This is a genomic window from Nostoc sp. (assembly GCF_036917675.1).
Taxonomy (GTDB): Bacteria; Cyanobacteriota; Cyanobacteriia; order Cyanobacteriales; family Nostocaceae; genus Nostoc.
On the sequence record NZ_JBALCT010000019.1, the window covers coordinates 1 to 16195 of the forward strand.

Annotated in this window: 13 protein-coding genes; 7 read left to right on the top strand and 6 right to left on the bottom strand. The window is 42.7% G+C overall.

Features of this window, described 5'->3' with window-relative positions; genetic code table 11:
* Positions 1-355: 355 nt before the first annotated feature.
* Positions 356-1531: a molybdopterin-synthase adenylyltransferase MoeB gene (gene moeB / locus V7K31_RS07795; protein ID WP_335093622.1), complete on the top strand. Its 1176-nt coding sequence runs from the start codon at positions 356-358 to the stop codon at positions 1529-1531.
* Between the two features lie 99 nt (positions 1532-1630).
* Here moeB and ftsH4 read toward each other — a convergent pair whose 3' ends face one another.
* The 3 genes from ftsH4 to V7K31_RS07810 all read right to left on the bottom strand — a co-directional run bounded on the left by ftsH4 (position 1631) and on the right by V7K31_RS07810 (position 4028).
* Complete coding sequence (gene ftsH4 / locus V7K31_RS07800; RefSeq protein WP_335093609.1) at positions 1631-3499, bottom strand: ATP-dependent zinc metalloprotease FtsH4; 1869 nt, start codon at positions 3497-3499, stop codon at positions 1631-1633.
* Between the two features lie 91 nt (positions 3500-3590).
* Entirely contained in the window at positions 3591-3776 is a 186-nt protein-coding gene (locus V7K31_RS07805) for a DUF2949 domain-containing protein (RefSeq protein WP_114080862.1), read from the bottom strand.
* Positions 3777-3833: 57 nt separating this feature from the next.
* Positions 3834-4028 (bottom strand): hypothetical protein, encoded by a 195-nt coding sequence (locus V7K31_RS07810; protein WP_335093611.1) that lies wholly within the window; start codon positions 4026-4028, stop codon positions 3834-3836.
* Positions 4029-4681: 653 nt separating this feature from the next.
* Here V7K31_RS07810 and V7K31_RS07815 point away from each other — a divergent pair.
* From V7K31_RS07815 to V7K31_RS07835, 5 genes are all read left to right on the top strand, one after another.
* The gene (locus tag V7K31_RS07815) at positions 4682-5002 is read left to right on the top strand and encodes an RNA recognition motif domain-containing protein (protein WP_273762368.1); all 321 of its coding nucleotides are present in this window, start codon (positions 4682-4684) and stop codon (positions 5000-5002) included.
* 114 nt (positions 5003-5116) lie between these two features.
* The gene (gene rpsU / locus V7K31_RS07820) at positions 5117-5305 is read left to right on the top strand and encodes a 30S ribosomal protein S21 (RefSeq protein ID WP_012407716.1); all 189 of its coding nucleotides are present in this window, start codon (positions 5117-5119) and stop codon (positions 5303-5305) included.
* A gap of 123 nt (positions 5306-5428) precedes the next feature.
* Positions 5429-7189 (top strand): serine/threonine protein kinase, encoded by a 1761-nt coding sequence (locus V7K31_RS07825; RefSeq protein WP_335093613.1) that lies wholly within the window; start codon positions 5429-5431, stop codon positions 7187-7189.
* A gap of 274 nt (positions 7190-7463) precedes the next feature.
* Positions 7464-8027 carry a pentapeptide repeat-containing protein gene (locus V7K31_RS07830; protein ID WP_335093614.1) on the top strand — a complete coding sequence of 188 codons (564 nt, stop codon included), beginning with the start codon at positions 7464-7466 and terminating at the stop codon, positions 8025-8027.
* Positions 8028-8249: 222 nt separating this feature from the next.
* Positions 8250-9434: a M20 family metallopeptidase gene (locus tag V7K31_RS07835; RefSeq protein ID WP_335093615.1), complete on the top strand. Its 1185-nt coding sequence runs from the start codon at positions 8250-8252 to the stop codon at positions 9432-9434.
* An 81-nt stretch (positions 9435-9515) separates the two neighbouring features.
* On the opposite strand, the gene V7K31_RS07840 is transcribed toward V7K31_RS07835, so the two are convergent.
* Together V7K31_RS07840 and V7K31_RS07845 are read right to left on the bottom strand one after the other, a co-directional pair.
* Entirely contained in the window at positions 9516-10568 is a 1053-nt protein-coding gene (locus V7K31_RS07840) for a hemerythrin domain-containing protein (protein WP_335093616.1), read from the bottom strand.
* Between the two features lie 575 nt (positions 10569-11143).
* Positions 11144-12418, bottom strand: coding sequence for a serine/threonine protein kinase (locus V7K31_RS07845; protein WP_335093617.1), 1275 nt, complete (start codon positions 12416-12418; stop codon positions 11144-11146).
* 346 nt (positions 12419-12764) lie between these two features.
* On the opposite strand from V7K31_RS07845, the gene typA reads away from it, so the two are divergent.
* The gene (gene typA / locus V7K31_RS07850) at positions 12765-14555 is read left to right on the top strand and encodes a translational GTPase TypA (protein WP_335093620.1); all 1791 of its coding nucleotides are present in this window, start codon (positions 12765-12767) and stop codon (positions 14553-14555) included.
* Positions 14556-14740: 185 nt separating this feature from the next.
* On the opposite strand, the gene V7K31_RS07855 is transcribed toward typA, so the two are convergent.
* Positions 14741-15868 (bottom strand): succinylglutamate desuccinylase/aspartoacylase domain-containing protein, encoded by a 1128-nt coding sequence (locus V7K31_RS07855; protein WP_335093621.1) that lies wholly within the window; start codon positions 15866-15868, stop codon positions 14741-14743.
* Positions 15869-16195: the final 327 nt, after the last annotated feature.

Below are 16195 nucleotides of genomic sequence, written 5' to 3' on the forward strand. Positions count from 1 at the left end.
GGCTCGTGCCAATGCCAAGCTCAAGCTTTGTTTTATCAGATTGATGCTCAAAAGACTAGCTGCTACCTAAAAAAGATATCAAATGGGTTCTATAGTCAAAGTTGTTGGAGTAATAGTCTAAGAACTTTAGGGATATAAGATAGAGGTATGCTTTTGCTTACTCTTCCCTGGTAACGGGGTTGATACTCCTTCGCCGTACAAGTGAGTTAGGGATACAGACACTAGCCCAGTGTTAAACTAGAGTATTACTAGTAAAAAACAGCTAAAAGAAGTACCTAAATTTACTTCTAAGCATTGAATTAGTATTGTAATACTAGAATTACTAGATTAAACCTTGAAAGTATTGGTACATGGTATGTCGCTCAATCCTAATCTGGACGAAATCCAGTTGACTAAAGACGATTATGAACGCTACTCCCGACACCTAATTTTGCCAGAAGTAGGACTAGAAGGACAGAAGCGCCTGAAAGCCGCCAGTGTATTATGTATTGGTACAGGTGGACTAGGTTCACCACTACTTTTATATTTGGCGGCGGTGGGTATTGGACGCATCGGGATTGTCGATTTCGATGTTGTCGATACTTCCAATCTGCAACGCCAAGTAATCCACGGTACATCCTGGGTGGGTAAACTCAAGATTGAATCGGCAAAAAACCGTATTCACGAGATTAATCCCTATTGTCAGGTTGATTTATACGAAACTCGCCTCAGTTCTGAAAACGCGCTGCAAATTCTCCAACCTTACGATATCGTGGTAGATGGTACTGATAACTTCCCCACTAGATATCTAGTTAACGACGCCTGCGTATTGCTGAATAAGCCCAACGTCTACGGTTCAATTTTACGCTTTGAAGGCCAAGCTACTGTATTTAACTATGAAGGTGGTCCGAATTATCGTGACCTTTTCCCAGAACCACCACCACCAGGAATGGTTCCCTCTTGTGCAGAAGGTGGCGTATTGGGAATTTTACCAGGAATTATTGGTTTAATCCAAGCAACCGAAACTGTCAAAATCATTCTGGGACAAGGTAACACCCTAAGTGGGCGATTGCTGCTATACAACGCCTTAGATATGAAATTTCGGGAGTTGAAACTGCGTCCTAACCCGATTCCCCCAGTCATTGAAAAGCTGATAGACTATGAAGAATTCTGCGGGATTCCACAAGCTAAGGCAGAGGAGGCAAAACAGCAGATGGAAAGTCAAGAAATGACAGTCAAGGATTTGAAGGAATTGCTGGATAGCGGTGCGAAGGATTTCGTACTGCTGGATGTCCGCAACCCCCATGAGTATGAGATTGCCAAGATTCCTGGTTCAGTGTTGGTGCCTTTACCAGACATTGAAAATGGCAATGGCGTTGCTAAGGTGAAGGAAATATTAAACGGTCATCGTTTAATTGCTCATTGTAAGATGGGGGGGCGATCGGCAAAAGCCCTCGCCATCCTCAAGGAAGCCGGGATTGTCGGGACGAATGTCAAAGGCGGAATTACCGCTTGGAGTCGAGAAATCGATCCGTCAGTTCCAGAGTATTAAAAACGCTTTAGGTAGCAGAGGAAAGCGCAGAGGTACGCAAAGTTATTCTCTGCGTACCTCTGCGGTTAAAACCTGACTTTTTTAATTACGAATTACGAATTACGAATTACCTACAGGTTTCACTTGACTCAACAAATTGTGCAGTTTCTCGCCTTCAATCACCTCTGTTTCTAAGAGTTGAGTAGCGATCGCTTCTAGCAAGTCTCGATTCAGTCTGAGAATCTCTAGGGCTTGTTCGTGGGCTGTTTCCACGATTTCCTTGACTTCGCTATCAATGGCTTTGGATGTGTCTTCACTCACCGCCCGCCGGGGATTAGTCGCACCATTACCCAAGAACATTGCTTGTTGTCCTTGTTGGTAAGCCAGTGGTCCTAAGACTTTGCTCATACCATAGGCTGTTACCATCCGTTCTGCCAAGTCAGTTGCTCGTTGCAAATCGTTGGAAGCACCTGTTGTAATACTGTTAAACACAATCTCTTCGGCGGAACGTCCACCCAACAGAGTCGCAATCTGACCCCGCAGTTCTGTTTCATTTAGCAAAAAGCGGTCTTCAGTTGGTAATTGCAGGGTGTAGCCCAAAGCAGCCATCCCACGGGGAATAATCGAAATCTTTTCTACACGTCCGTTTCCGGTTGTGAGCGCTCCGACCATTGCGTGACCAACTTCATGGTATGCAACAATCTTTTTCTCAGTCTCGTTCATCACCCGACTCTTCTTCTCTAAACCAGCCACTACCCGCTCAATTGCTTCGGCAAAGTCTTCTTGAGCAACACTTTGACGGAGATTGCGAGCTGCTAATAATGCCGCTTCATTCACCAAGTTTGCCAAATCGGCACCAGCAAAACCAGGGGTACGAGTTGCGATCGCTTTTAAATTGACATCATCTCCTAATTTTACCTTTTGAGCGTGAATCTTGAGAATTGCTTCACGATCAGATAAATCGGGACGGTCTACCAACACTTGGCGGTCAAAGCGCCCTGGACGCAGCAATGCAGGGTCTAGTACTTCGGGGCGGTTGGTAGCAGCTAGTACAATTACTGTTGCATCCCCAGCTGCAAACCCATCCATCTCAGTTAGTAATTGGTTGAGGGTTTGTTCTCGCTCATCATTACCACCATAGAAACCGTTACTGCTACGAGACTTACCGATCGCATCTAATTCATCAATGAATACAATACAGGGAGCCTGTTTTTTAGCTTGTTCAAATAAATCCCGGACTCTGGAAGAACCCACACCAACAAACAGTTCCACAAACTCCGAACCAGAGATGCTGAAAAATGGAACTCCTGCTTCCCCGGCTACGGCTTTCGCTAAAAGTGTCTTACCAGTACCTGGAGGACCAACCAACAGCACACCTTTGGGAATCCTAGCGCCAATTTGCGTAAACCGTCCCGGAGTCTTGAGGAAATCCACAATTTCTACTAACTCAGTTTTCGCTTCTTCGACCCCAGCCACATCTGCAAAGGTGATTTTAGCTGATTCGCCTTCAACGTAAACCTTAGCTTTGCTCTTACCAATGGAGAGAACACCTTGGGGTCCACCGCCACCAGCACCACGGGCGAGAAAGAACTGCCAAATGCCAATAAAAATCAGTGGTGGAATCACCCAACTCAAGAGGGTTGTAATCCAAGTATTCTTGGGTGGTGGTGTAGCAGCAAATTCAACTCCCTTTTGTTCTAGCAGTTTGGGTAACTCTAAATCAAAGATTGGTGTAGTTGTAAACACCTGTCCCGGCTCGGCATTTTCTGTTTTTAGTTGGTAGAGGATCTGGTTTTGACCAACGGAAACGCGGCTGACTTCCCCTTCTTGTACTTGATGAATAAATAGGCTATAGGGAACACCAGCAGGTCCAGAAGCAAATAAACCAGGCAAAAATAAATTTAAGAGCAGGAATAGCCCTGATACTGCCAGCAATATATTAGCAATGATCCGAAACCGAGGTGACTTAGGCTGTTCTTTAATTGCCATAGATGTTACCAATCCTTAAAATGAAAACTGTTGAGAATGTGACTTTCTGAGAAAGTCCGCTATTTACCATCCAAATAGTTGAAGCAGCAACTTATACTGTTTCCAGCCAATCAAAAATTTGGGCTAACTGATCGAGTGTTACCAGCCCATACTGCCAGAGGGTCATGGCCAGGAAGTTGGGGGTCTGCTCACAATGTCGTAAGGCCAGAGAAATTGCTCCGCCAGAAATACCTAACTCTTCCTCTAAAAAATGCACCAATTGATCTGTAGCTTTCATAGCAATGTTAAACAATGTTAATTAAGTCTTATTTTTGACTTAGCTCAAGAAACTTGATTAAAGATTTTTTACTTCCCTAAGAGCTTGTAGGGAAGGATTGGGAGTAGATTGCTTTGCTGATGGGCAATTAATTAGACTGACTATAGTGCGATGGGGGTATCCGCCCACCGCAGGCAATGTCCACGACGAGCTATTTGGCGTCGCAAAGTTGTTCAGTTTGTCTTGCTCGCCAAGAATACTACCAGTTGTCATAATTTCTTCGATTTAGCAATGTTTGCAGCCTTTTTTTATTTATGTAACTAAACTTAACAATTAAATTAATCTTTGGGAACTAACGAGTAAATACGGTTTACCGTACTCAAAGAATTAACACCAGTGGAAATTAGAGAACTTTAGTGAAGAGAATCCCCAAATCCCTAAAGGGCAAAGATCAGGCTGCTCAAGTTGTCTAAGCCGAATTGCAAACGACTTAGAAAGGTGATGAACAGCATTTGAATTTTGAATTGTTGCCTGACTTTGCCTTTCATATTAAAATTTTGGAGTAATGCTTTATGGTTAATGCAGTCAAACGTTCAATTCGGATATTCAAAGATGCGCCCCTCCATGTCTGATTTCCTTTATCACCCTACAAAATTTATCTTCTTCCATTTCCAACCCTTTTTGACGATGGGCTGTACTTAGGGTAGGTGGGGGCGGGCGATCGCTTAGGTGCGATCGCATCACTGGTTAACCATCTATCAACTATCTACTGGATGCAGAGAGTTGGCTCCTATGTCATCCTAGATTAGGAGAGTTAATTTAGTGGTGTCTTTGATTTTAGTATTGAAAGGCATTTTCCTTTTAGTATTTACAGACTTCTGAGAGAAATTAAAATCTCTACACAGTGATGATTTTGGAGAGAATCGATGTCAATTTATGTAGGTAACCTCTCTTATGACGTTACACAAGAGGATTTAAGTGGTATTTTTGCAGAATATGGAACTGTAAAGCGAGTTCAAGTACCTACCGACCGTGAAACAGGTCGTCCGCGAGGCTTTGCTTTTGTGGAAATGGGAACTGAAGCTGAAGAAACAGCTGCCATTGAAGCCCTCGACGGTGCTGAGTGGATGGGTCGTGACCTGAAAGTAAATAAGGCTAAACCCAAAGAAGACAGAGGTGATAGAGGTTCGTTTGGTGGTAATCGAGGAGGATACGGCGGTGGTGGCGGCGGACGCTCCCGCTACTAACCTTGGAACCAAAAAAATTTACCTAGAGTCTAAAGTCAGACAAGGAGTCTGTCTTTTTTTTGCACTCTTACCATCTGCATACTCATTGATTAAGTCAACTTAGTAGGAGAGATAATGACCCAAGTAATTGTAGGTGACAATGAACACATTGAGTCAGCCTTACGACGATTTAAGCGAGAAGTTTCCAAGGCTGGAATTTTTCCAGACATGAGAAAGCATCGCCATTTTGAAACGCCCCTAGAAAAACGTAAGCGCAAAGAAGTTGCCAAGCACAGACAGAGTAAGAGAAGTTTCCGTAATTAAGGACTGACATAGATATAAACAAATGCCCTCATACAATCTATGAGGGTTTTCCTTTTGCCTATTTTAAAATCAGGAAACTTAAACTAACGCTAAAATCAAGTCAGCCTTTGTATTGTAGCGGTTGTGTCCCACATCACTCAGAGTGCGGTTCACTGCATAAATCCTGATTGTCTACGTCCTTATCCTCAGCCTTGGGGAAACAAATTTTGCAACAGCTGTGGCGCACCGCTAGAGTTGTTAGACCGCTATGTTCCACTTCAGCCCTTGGGATCGGGAGGATTTGCTCAAATTTATACGGTTTGGGATGAAAAAACTCAAACAGAGAAAGTGCTGAAAGTGTTGGTAGAAGATTCACCAAAGGCACTGGAATTATTTACCCAAGAAGCGGCGGTTTTATCTGGCTTGCAGCATCCAGGTGTCCCGACGGTCGAGGCCGATGGGTATTTTCAGGTCAACTTGTTTAATCCCAAACCGCACCAACTCCCCTGTCTGGTAATGGAAAAAATCAATGGGCGGACTTTAGAGGAGATATTAAAAAAGTTTCCCCAAGGGTGCCCAGAGGATTTGGTTTTAAACTGGTTTGCCCAAGCTGTACAAATTTTACAGGAATTACACAAACGTCAGATTATTCACCGGGATATCAAACCTTCTAATTTAATGCTGGGCCACTCTTCGCCAACTGTAACCCCAGCTCAAGGGCAAACAGAGGGCGATCGCGTGGTACTAATTGATTTTGGCGGGGCAAAACAATTTAGCGTCTCTAAGCTGCGTTCTCAGTCTCGTTCCACCCGCTTATTTTCTTCTGGCTACAGTCCACCAGAACAAGTGACTGGAGGTATTGTCGGGCCTAGTGCCGATTTTTATGCCCTCGGTCGAACGATAATTGAACTACTAACAGGCAAGTACCCGCTAGAGTTGGAAGATCAGCAAACTGGGAAATTGCGCTGGCGAACTGCGGTAAATGTCAACCCACAATTAGCAGATTTGCTAGATGAGATGGTGCAGGCGGATGTGCGATCGCGTCCGGCAAATGCAGCGATAATTCAAAAACGTTTGGCGAAGATTTCTCAACCATTACCGCCGCCAGGGTTGTTTGCCCAACTGCGGCACAACATTAAGCAAGCTTCAACGCAAGCTTACCGGAGATTTATATTGCTAAAGTTAGCTATTCAACAAGTTTTAGCTAACTTTAGCCAAGCTGTAACCAAAACCGTTATTTTCATTGCTCAGGCAATCATCAAAATTTTCCAAGCTTGTTTGGCGACGATTTGGGCGATCATCCTGAGTAGTATCGGCGCTTGTTTTGGTGCGATCGCTGGTTTTATTTTGGCCTATCGGACAAGTTTAGGCCGCCGGATTGGGGAATTTATTTTGACTCAGCTAAACGAATTAGTGCCAAATACTCAATTCGTCTTCGGGGCAGATATTTTGGTGTTCGTTGCAGCAGGCTGGGGAACCGCTTGGGGACTGACAGTATCAGGGTGTTTTGGTCAACGACGGCGGTTTTTAGTAGCGTCACTGATGGGCATGATTAGCTATGGCTTCGGCTGGTTGATTTTGCAATTAATCACACCAAAAGATAGCGGCGAGGGCTTAGTGGCAGTGATTTTAGTCGCAGTTTGCCTACTCACCTTGAGCTTAGGACTTCGCAGCCATCACCTGGTGTACGCTGTGTTCGCTGCCTTTGGTAGTGCGATCGGTTATGCAGTTTTAATTCTTTTGAAGTTAGCACCGACTATCTGGGAATTCTCTAGTCAACCAGGCTGGTCAGAGTTATACAAGCCTCTGATTTTTTTTGGTTCTGTAGGCTTCTTTATCAGCTTCTGGTTAGGAGTGAGTTACTACCTCATTATTCCTGGATTGCGCCTTTTGGGGTGGCGTTAATCAAATGCCCAAAAACAAGATCCCCCTAGTCGTCTTTTGATCGAACTAGGGGGATCACATATATAGTAGTCTATAATTGGTTCGGTATAGTTGCTTACGAATCGATTCTATAGCCTATATTTCAGTTTGAGTAGTCTTACTATTAGAATTCATAGTATTTTTACACCTTCTTAATCAATGCTTCATCCCTGTTCTTCCTTAGAGAAGCGGTATATGTAAGTATGACAGTACGCAATGTGCGTAAATTGTCATTTTTGTAAATATCAGTAAAAATATGAAACTTAAGATTGTTGCTACCGTCGCCCTGTTAGCTTGTTTCGGGTTTGCAGAGCAGGCTTTTGCGTTAAATCAGCTAGATTTAGATCAGTTGAAGGCAACAAGTGCCTGTCCCCGGTGTAATTTAAGTGGTGCTGACCTAACTCAACTCAATCTAACTGGAGCAAATTTGCGAGGGGCTGACTTGAGTAGTGCCACATTATCTCAAGCTAATCTCACGAATGCCGATCTCACCGGTGCAAATTTAGAAGGTGCGATTCTGAATTCGGCGAATCTCACTGGTGCTTCCTTAACAGGAGCAAATTTGAAATCAGCATCCCTGGAAAATGCCGATCTATCTTTTGCCGGTTTCATCAGCGCCAATTTAGAAGCAGCAAACTTAAAAAATGCCAAATTGCAGTTTACCAATTTTCGGGGGGCTAACTTCCGACTAACAACTATGGCTAATGGTGTCGTCACCTCCGACAAGCCTTATGGCTGGTCGTTAGAGCGTCAAAATCCCAGAGAATGTAATGAGTTTAAACCCGAAAATACTCGAGGCACAACCTGTTACTCAAAATAAGCAGCAATTGGGCATTGGGCAATTCAATTTTGGATTTTGGATTTTAAATTTTGGATTAAATTTCAATCGAAAATCTAAAATCGAAAATCGAAAATCTAAAATTCTTGCTCCCCTGCTCCCTGCCGATCTGCCTCTTCCTTGACCTATTCGTATGGCAAAGAGCATTTTGTTTGTTAACAGTTCCTTATGATGGGATAAAAAGCCTATAGATTAATTGAATCGATGCTTACCCGTATTAAAGACTTAGCAGCAAAACTAGCGCCTCGCTTAATTGAAATTCGCCGCCACATCCACTCTCACCCAGAACTCAGCGGCCAGGAGTACCAAACAGCAGCCTTCGTAGCTGGTGTTTTGTCTTCCAGTGGTCTGCACGTACAAGAAGGAGTTGGCAAAACTGGCGTCATTGGAGAACTGCAAGGCACTAGCCAAAATGACCGTTTATTGGCAATTCGCACCGATATGGATGCCTTGCCAATTCAAGAGGGCACCAATTTGGAATATGCCTCTCGTGCAGAGGGTGTTATGCACGCTTGCGGTCACGATGTCCACACTACTGTCGGGTTAGGAACAGCAATGGTGCTGTCCCAAGTGGCAGAGGAGTTAGGTGGAAAAGTGCGGTTTTTATTTCAGCCCGCCGAAGAAATTGCCCAAGGCGCAAGCTGGATGGTGAAAGATGGGGCTATGGAAAATGTCTCAGCTTTATTAGGGGTTCATGTTTTCCCTTCTATACCCGCAGGATCTATTGGCGTGCGTTATGGGGCATTGACAGCCGCCGCAGATGATTTAGAGATTCTAATTATGGGAGAATCTGGGCACGGGGCGCGTCCCCATGAGGCGATTGATGCAATTTGGATTGCTTGCCAAATTATTACTGCACTGCAACAAGCCATCAGCCGAACGCAGAATCCTTTACGTCCTGTAGTCTTGAGCATAGGGAAGATTAACGGTGGCAGAGCGCCGAATATAATTGCTGATAAAGTGCAGTTATTGGGAACCGTGCGATCGCTTCATCCCGAAACTCGTGCCCATCTCCCAAACTGGATTGAAAATATTGTATCTAATGTTTGCCATACCTACGGAGCAAAGTATCAAGTCAATTATCGCCAGGGCGTACCCAGCGTCCAAAATGATTATGTCTTGACGCAATTGTTACAATCAGCCGCCGAAGAAGCTTGGAGTAGCGATCGCGTTCAAGTTTTACCCGAACCCTCTCTTGGATCTGAAGATTTTTCTATTTATTTGGAACACGTCCCCGGTTCCATGTTTCGGTTGGGCGTAGGCTACAAAGAAAGAATCATTAACCACCCATTACACCATCCCCAATTTGAAGTCGATGAATCTGCCATTATCACTGGGGTTGTAACTATGGCCTATGCGGCTTATAAATACTGTCAGCAAAATTTTTAAACAAAAACTCCCAGCACATCAACGCTGGGAGTTTTTGGTTAACTAACCTTTTTTAGCGGATATAGAAAGCTCGAAAGCATTCTACACATTCGATTCGGTAACAACACCTAGTTTTTGTTGAATTCGAGTCTTAGCAGCTTTGAATTCAGTAGCAAGTTGTTCACTTTGCTCAGTAGTCAAGTTGTTGCGAATGGCAGCAAACATTGTGGTTTCTTCTTGACGAATATGATCGCCAATAGCATCCATCAACTGTTTGACTTTCTCTTTGAATTGCGGCGAAGATGGGCTAATAGCCTTAATTTCCTCTAACGCCAGCTTCGCATGAGCTTGTTCATCAAACAGTTCTTGGGTGTTAGCTTGACCGTAGAAAGGACGTACTCTAGGGTAGACTACTTCCTCCTCAGCTTCAGCGTGGGCACTTAGATCCTTATAAATTTGACCGAAGTACTCTTGGATCTTCTGTGGATCGTTGCTTTGCAGCAGTTCGGTGAACAGGGTATTTACCTTGCCGTGATCGAGGCGGATGACATCTTGGATATTTAGATCCTTTTTGTCACTGGTTTGGGTAACAGCACTACCTACTACACCACTAACTGCGGCTAAAGCGTCTTGAACCCGTGCCCAAATTCCTTGATCTGCATCTTGTCCAGTGAGTTCGCGGACACCCAGAATTTCTAAAATACCTTTGAGTTGCTCTTGGTGAGCGCGGTTTTCAAAGTTAATAGTATTCAAAGGTGCGATCGCTAGCAAAACGTCAGCACCAACTTTTTGAGCAGCTTTGTGAACTATCAAGCCACTCATTACTAGTTGATGTTTGAGCAACTCATGCTGAGATACTTTTTCATACAGGCTCAACTCAGAACCTTTAAACAATTCGCCAGCTTTTTCAATGAATTGTGTAACAGTTTTTTTGGGTTCAGCCTGAATGCCATACTGACCAATTACAGTTTCCAGAACGCCAAGATTTTTTTCGTCATCATTGATGAAATTCCGAATGCGATCGGCAATTTCGGCATCAAGTCCTTCTTTCAAAAGCAATTTCTCATTTTCGATGACTAACTGCTGGAGTGCTTTGATACTTGCCAATTTTACAGCAATAGCATTACGTTTCGTATCATCTAAAGTAGCTACCATCCGTGTTCTCCTCGGCAAAGTGTTCATAATTCTTAACTTATATAACCTTGACACAGAGGTTAGGGAGATTCCATCTTTCTTTTGAGCGATCGCTCTCACAACTCTGGGTAGATAAACATAACTTTTCGTTACAAATTCCGTCTTTATACTTTTAGATAGATATTATTTAAATTTAAACTATATCCTTAGATAGACAATTTCTAGATTTTGTTTGATATTATTCCATTTTATATAGCGGTTCTCAGTTAACTGAGGTACAAGAACCCCACCCCCAACCCCCTCCCCGCAAGCGAGGAGGGGGCTATGATGCAGATCATCTGATTAGGAAACGCTATAATATCAAACAAGAGTAAAATTAATCAGCAAATACATTGTATGTTTCAGAAGTATTGGAAATGGTTAGTATAGTTAACTCTTTTGTAGGAGTTAGCGTAATTTAAGATTAAAAATTTATCTCTTGCGTTGATTAATTTAGAATGATATCTTGACTTTTTCCGTGTTATATTAAAGACTTTATAAAATTTGCCAAAATATTTTTAACTGTAATACCTGACTGGACACTGCTAAAATTAGTATTATTTTTTCTGAGTATTATCCATCATTTCCTTTGCTAAAGTATGATAACCATTGTTATTCAAAAATCCCAAAGGTGACTCTTTAACCTGATAGCTAATCGCTTCACTAGTTGTCACCAGCCTAGCGAAGTGTTCGCAATTCCATCCTAGAATCCCATAGTGCCAGTCTTTGAAGAATTGATAAGCAATTACGCATCTATCGAGAACTTCCTTCCTATTCAATAATTTTACTGATTTTACTCGATAACCTTTTTTTGGAATAGGGAACACAGCAAACCCATTTCCGCCAAAGTTAAAAGCGTGAGTATCAGAGATAGTTACGTGATAGTGTAATGCCGGATCTTTCCGATGCTCTCTATGATGAATAAGTAATCCGGCATTGGAACTACTATAGTCAACATAAGCATGGAATTCACTGATAATATCGTCCATCAGTTGAGGACTAACAGGAGGGGGATAAATATTAGTAACACTTATAAGTGATAACCATTCTTTTACTGACTGAGGCCGTTCCTCTGGCTTAACCTCCATACCCTTGAGAATTGCCTGATTTACCCGATCACTGATACTAGAATTAATCTTTTTTGGTTCCTCCAATAGCGTACCAATCGCTCTTATTGGCGCAAGCGTTGGTACTTCTCCAGTTAGCACAGAATATAATGTTGCTGCTAAAGCATAAACGTCAGTGTAAGCACCCCGTTTTGCTCTTTTGTCATATTGCTCAATTGGTGCAAAACCATCAGATAAAATTTGTGTATGAGTTTGAGTTAGATTCGGGGTAAATTCCCTGGCAATCCCAAAATCAATTAACACAGCCTCAGAGTTACCAGAACGCAACATGATATTTTGCGGTTTCAGATCCCGATGCAACAAGCCGTTATTGTGAACTACGATCAAGGCTTCACCAATCTGCTGAATGTAGCGTAATGCTTCCGCTTCTGACAAAACGCCTTGATTATTAATTCGACGGGCTAAATCTTCCCCAGCAATGTATTCCATCACTATGCACCACAGGGGATTCTCATAGATTACTTCATCAATTTTCACAATATGAGGATGACTACATTTAGCTAGCTTTATCGCCTCATTCAAAAAATCTTGCTGAAACTTGGCAAAATCGGAGCGGCGTTGCACCTGATCATTCAACGTTTTAATCACAATGTAACGCCCGTGATTATCTCTGGCGAGATAGGTAATAGCAAAGCCACCTTCACCTAATTCTTTTTCAATTGTGTATTTACCACTCTGCAATTGATGCCCTAATACCCAAGCCATTATTCAAAACTCCAACAGGCTGGTGTTAACTATGGCACAAGTCAGACTAATTTACGGAATAAAACATATCTTAGAAGTTTTAACCAGGCATTTACCCACTCTTCAACTACCTGAGTTAAGTTTTCTAACTAGATCGCCTAAATAATTCAACGCCAAGCACAGATTCAGCCCGCCTAACATTCTGTCTTAATGCAGCCTTGACAAACCTCACCGCAATTGTGACGATTAAGCTAGAATTATTAAAGGTTCTTTACAGAGTTTTGCTAATCATACCTAATTCTGTTAAAAAAGCCTAGCATTCAAATGTAAATATCAAAACCCCCTCTAGAGTTCACCAAAAGTTTCTATGACGCTCCCAATTCGCAACGTCGCCATTATCGCCCACGTTGACCACGGCAAAACCACTCTGGTTGACGCACTCCTCAAACAATCCGGCATTTTCCGCGAAGGCGAAGACGTTCCGGATTGCGTTATGGACTCCAACGCCCTAGAACGGGAACGGGGTATTACTATCCTGTCTAAAAATACAGCAGTTCGCTACAAAGAAACACTAATCAATATTGTTGATACTCCTGGACACGCTGACTTTGGCGGCGAAGTTGAACGCGTACTGGGCATGGTTGACGGATGTCTTCTGATTGTCGATGCCAACGAAGGTCCCATGCCTCAAACACGCTTTGTCCTGAAAAAAGCTTTAGAAAAAGGGCTACGCCCCATCGTCATCATCAACAAAATCGACCGTGGTCAAACTGACCCCCACGTTGCTGTTGATAAAGTTTTGGATCTGTTCTTGGAATTAGGGGCAGATGAAGACCAGTGTGATTTTACCTATCTGTTTGCCTCCGGTATGGCAGGTTTTGCCAAAGAAAGCCTGGAAGCAGAATCGGTAGATATGCAACCCCTGTTTAACGCGATTCTGCAACACGTTCCACCACCAGTAGGCGACAGCAATAAGCCTCTGCAATTGCAAGTCACAACCCTAGATTATTCTGAATATCTGGGACGAATTGTGATTGGCAGAATTCACAACGGTACTATCCGCTCAGGACAACAAGCTGCTTTAGTAACAGAAAATGGTACTATTGTCAAGGGTAAAATTACCAAATTGATGGGCTTTGATGGACTGAAGCGCATAGAGATGGAAGAAGCAACCGCAGGTTATATTGTCGCGGTGGCTGGTTTCGCTGATGCTTATATTGGGGAAACGATTACTGACCCCAATGATCCGCAAGCTTTACCACTAATTAAAGTGGATGAACCAACCTTGCAAATGGCCTTCTGGGTGAATGATTCGCCCTTTGCAGGTCAAGAAGGTAAGTTGGTGACTTCCCGTCAAATACGCGATCGCTTATTCCGCGAACTCGAAACCAACGTGGCTTTGCGTGTCGAAGAAACTGATTCTCCCGATAAATTCCTCGTTTCCGGTCGTGGAGAACTCCACTTGGGTATCTTAATTGAAACCATGCGACGGGAAGGATTCGAGTTTCAGGTATCTCAGCCACAGGTTATTTACCGTGAAATTAACGGTCAACCTTGCGAACCCTTTGAACTTTTGGTGTTAGACGTTCCTGCTGATGGTGTGGGTAGCTGTATCGAACGCTTGGGACAACGCAAAGGCGAAATGCAAGATATGCAACCTGGTAGTGGCGATCGCACCCAACTAGAGTTTGTGATTCCCGCCCGTGGTTTGATTGGTTTCCGGGGTGAATTCATGCGGATGACTCGTGGCGAAGGCATCATGAATCACAGTTTCTTAGACTACCGTCAACTCAGTGGCGACATTGAAGCCCGTAACAAAGGCGTTTTAATCTCCTTTGAAGAAGGCCTTTCTACCTTCTACGCCATGAGAAATGCCGAAGATAGAGGAGCATTCTTTATTATTCCCGGCACAAAGGTTTACAGAGGCATGATTGTGGGAGAACACAATCGTTCCCAAGATTTGGAACTAAATATCTGTAAGACCAAGCAGTTAACTAACCACCGGGCTGCTGGTAGTGAAGAACTAGTGCAACTACAAGCACCGATAGACATGAGCCTAGAGCGTGCTTTGGAATACATTGGGTCTGATGAATTGGTGGAAGTTACACCCCAATCGATTCGTCTGCGGAAGATGTCGAAGAAGTTGGCGAAACGGTAAGTTTAGTTACTTGATTAATTTAGAAAGCCCGCATGAGCGGGCTTTTTGTTTTGTAAGTTTCTTGAGTAATATCATGTCCGCTTGATTACTTATTAAACCCCAAGAACCCCACCCCCAACCCCCCCTCCCCGCTCTTCAAAAGGGGGCTATGATGTACTTCATCTCATTAGGAAACGCTATATTTCCTAACTAATAACTCCCAGTACAAACTCGCCTTCATTCACAGCTTGATTGGTTGCGACATCATAAACCAATCCATCTTGTTGAGCGCAGACATCAATTACACTGGGTAACTTACCTTCTTTATTAAAACTGAGAATTTGATAGAGTTTTTCTCCGGCTTTGACTGAACTACCTAATTCGATTCTAGATTGAATCATGCCACCTGCGATCGCATAATATTTTTTCCTGTTACTGCTAGATGCAAAAGTCATTTCATGGGTTTTTGTGTCATCCGAGAAATTAGGAATTTGCAGTACACCTTTTTGCACTAAATAGTTTTTCACACCCCATACACCTTTAGCGACTGAATCAGGGTTCATTTGCATTCCTGTTCCTAATTCCAGTGTCCAAGCTTCCACATCAAACTTGATTTCTCTACCAAACTCTTTAAAACAAGCTTCTAGTGCTAACCAAGGTTTGATAAAAGCTTCATCAAAAGCATCACCATCGTATTTATCAAGTAATATTCCAAAATCAAGCCCGAAGTATTTTGCACTGTCTTCTCGATTTCGGAAGTAATAAAGGTAGTCTAAAGCTTGATTTGTAGAAGTATGTAAGTCAATTAAGTAGTCTGCATCTAAACTCAGATTTTGGAGTTTATAGCTAAAAAGCTCAGTGTAGGGTACACTACTGGGAGAATTAATTTTTTCTAAAATTTTGGCAAATTGTTGCTTAATTACAGTTAGATAATTTTGTCGAACGACCTCTAAATCAATCTGAAGTTGAGATTTAGTAAAAGCTACTAAATCATCAGTTTCTTTCTCGTAATCCCAAAATATGCGATTCCAATCTTTAGCTTCATAAACGCAATATCGTCCGGGGGAAAAATGGTGCGATCGCTCATTCGTCCCCATTGGATTACAAACGGGAACTAGCCAAATTTCTCCAGCTAAATCTGGATCATTTATTGTTAATAAAAACTCAATTAACTGGTGAATAACGGCATTACCAGCAATTTCTGCACCGTGCAGATTAGATTGAATGTAAACCTTCTTACCAGGTTGAGCGCCGATAAATTTGTAAACTTGTAGAGACAAGCGATCGCCCGAAGCCATTTGACGTAAAGCAATAGTTTCAATAACTGGCAGCATAAAATAACTTAGTGATAAATCGCACTTAATAACTTATAGCCTTTCCTAATCATAGCCCTCTCTCGAAGAGCGGGGTGGGGGTGGGGTTCTTGTACACTCACTCAACCGAAAACTGCTATAGTTGAACCTGATACTATTAATCCATTACAACAAGCCTTAGACGATGTAAAAATTACTAAATGAAGTTTACCAAAAAAATGGGTAAAAGCCCCGTCATAAAGGACGGCTTTATATTTTATTATATTATTTTATCTACAATATTTCGTGATAAAATATAGAGATGATAGTAAGAGAAGCCAAGCTACTAAACGGAACAAAGGAGCAATA

Excerpts from the sequence above, each read along its gene's own strand:
- moeB (WP_335093622.1), top strand. The coding sequence starts at position 356 with ATGTCGCTCAATCCTAATCTGGACGAAATCCAGTTGACTAAAGACGAT.
- V7K31_RS07835 (WP_335093615.1), top strand. The coding sequence starts at position 8,250 with ATGCTTACCCGTATTAAAGACTTAGCAGCAAAACTAGCGCCTCGCTTA.
- V7K31_RS07855 (WP_335093621.1), bottom strand. The coding sequence starts at position 15,868 with ATGCTGCCAGTTATTGAAACTATTGCTTTACGTCAAATGGCTTCGGGC.
- V7K31_RS07805 (WP_114080862.1), bottom strand. The coding sequence starts at position 3,776 with ATGAAAGCTACAGATCAATTGGTGCATTTTTTAGAGGAAGAGTTAGGT.
- V7K31_RS07810 (WP_335093611.1), bottom strand. The coding sequence starts at position 4,028 with ATGACAACTGGTAGTATTCTTGGCGAGCAAGACAAACTGAACAACTTT.
- V7K31_RS07845 (WP_335093617.1), bottom strand. The coding sequence starts at position 12,418 with ATGGCTTGGGTATTAGGGCATCAATTGCAGAGTGGTAAATACACAATT.
- ftsH4 (WP_335093609.1), bottom strand. The coding sequence starts at position 3,499 with ATGGCAATTAAAGAACAGCCTAAGTCACCTCGGTTTCGGATCATTGCT.
- typA (WP_335093620.1), top strand. The coding sequence starts at position 12,765 with ATGACGCTCCCAATTCGCAACGTCGCCATTATCGCCCACGTTGACCAC.
- V7K31_RS07840 (WP_335093616.1), bottom strand. The coding sequence starts at position 10,568 with ATGGTAGCTACTTTAGATGATACGAAACGTAATGCTATTGCTGTAAAA.
- rpsU (WP_012407716.1), top strand. The coding sequence starts at position 5,117 with ATGACCCAAGTAATTGTAGGTGACAATGAACACATTGAGTCAGCCTTA.
- V7K31_RS07815 (WP_273762368.1), top strand. The coding sequence starts at position 4,682 with ATGTCAATTTATGTAGGTAACCTCTCTTATGACGTTACACAAGAGGAT.
- V7K31_RS07830 (WP_335093614.1), top strand. The coding sequence starts at position 7,464 with ATGAAACTTAAGATTGTTGCTACCGTCGCCCTGTTAGCTTGTTTCGGG.